A 1,837-nucleotide genomic window follows, 5' to 3' on the forward strand; every position below is an offset into this window, starting at 1 on the left:
GTAACGGGCAGCATTCCTATAATGAAGAAATACGAGAGTTGAGAAACAAAAAGGCTCCTTGGTATGATGTTTATGGGTCCTAGATGCTAGCCAGCGACGGGACCGAAAACAAACCAAGGAGACTACAACATGAATTTTACTCAAAATGAACGAATTAATCAAATCACCTCTTCTACACTTATCGTAGGTGTAGATATCGCAAAGTTTAAACATGTGGCTCGTGCACAAGATTACCGCGGAGTCGAGTACGGTAAGCCAATTATGTTTGAGAATAGTCGGGAAGGATTTGAATTACTTGCAGATTGGTTCCGAAAGATCACGATGGAACAAGGGTTTCAGGACGTCATCATTGGTATGGAACCAACCGGTCACTATTGGTTGAACCTTGCCTATTACCTTAAAGAACAGCATATTTTATGCGGTGTGGTGAATCCACTGCATGTGAAGAAAAGCAAAGAACTTGACGACAATTCACCAACCAAGAATGACATCAAAGACGCTAAAGTCATCGCACAGCTCGTCAAAGACGGGAGATACGCCGTACCTAATCTTCCCCAAGGCATCTATGCAGAGCTGCGGGAAGCCATGAAAATTCGCGATCACCTGTCGACTGACCTGCGCGTGGTTCAAGGACGTGTCCATAACTGGTTGGACCGGTACTTTCCAGAGTTCCTCACGGTATTTAAGGATTGGGAATGCAAGTCGGCCCGCCAAATGCTTAGCCTCTATTTGCTTCCGCATGAACTTGTTTCACTGTCGGATGAGATCTTGTTGAAGCATCTAAGAGAAGCTGCAAAGCGCGGACTCGGCCTTGGTCGCGTGAAGAGCCTGAAAGCAGCAGCCAGCCGTTCTGTAGGTATGAAACAAGGTACAGAGTTAGCTAAGATAGAGCTTCAGTTGCTACTAACGCAGTATGAATATCTTCAAAGTAAGTTTTCAGAGCTTGATGTGAAACTTGACGAGCTCATGGAGCAAATCCCATATGTTCAGCAACTATTGGCGATCAAAGGGGTTGGCCGAGATACGATAGCTGGATTCATCGCTGAGGTTGGCGACATTCACCAATACCGACATCCCAAGCAGATCGTAAAGCTTGCAGGGCTAAACTTAAAAGAAAACACATCGGGCAAACACAAAGGACAGACCAAAATTACGAAGCAAGGTAGGAAGCGACTTCGAGCCTTACTCTTTCGCGTCATCATGCCATTGGTTGCGAAAAACGGAGCATGTAGAGCCTTGCACGAGTATTACACCAAACGGCCGGATCATCCATTAAAAAAGATGCAATCGCTGATTGCGCTGTGTAACAAACTCATTCGGATTCTGTTCGGGATCATGAAAAAGGGACATGAATTCAGTGAAGAAAAAATGATGCAGGATATCCCTCGATTCAAGGAAGTACCACTAGCAGCTTAAATGCAACAGCTTCTTCATAGAAATTGAGGTTGTAACAAACAACAGACAACTAAAGCACGGATGAGTCGGAACGAAACTAACATACGGACGAAGATCCTGTCGGGCAGCATATCTGACCTCCACCTCATGGACAGGTTGAATGAAGGAATGTGGGAGCGTAGACTCTGTGAGACATGGGAGGGTTGACCACCATGAGCCAATGTGGAGATCCATAAGTGCAACCATACTTTACCGGAGAAACCATTTTTTACAGAGAAGTGGTCTAGGTGGAGATATTTTGCGCTTTTTGCAGCCCCATATTTTTCTTCATCTTTAATTTGTTTCCATGAAAAAGTGATCTGTTAAATAAGTAAAACATTCAAATTCTAAGAAAACATGAGCATTTAAGAGAAAAGTGATTCTCCATAGAGGGAGTTTAGTG

1 protein-coding gene is annotated in these 1,837 nt (G+C 44.1%); it reads left to right on the plus strand.

Annotation, left to right across the window (positions count from 1 at the left end; genetic code table 11):
- Positions 1 to 129: 129 nt before the first annotated feature.
- A complete protein-coding gene (locus BK127_RS42060; protein ID WP_076238566.1) occupies positions 130 to 1,416 on the plus strand; it encodes an IS110 family RNA-guided transposase in 1,287 nt (428 codons plus the stop codon).
- The last annotated feature ends 421 nt before the right edge of the window (positions 1,417 to 1,837 follow it).

Source organism: Paenibacillus sp. FSL H7-0331 (assembly GCF_001956045.1).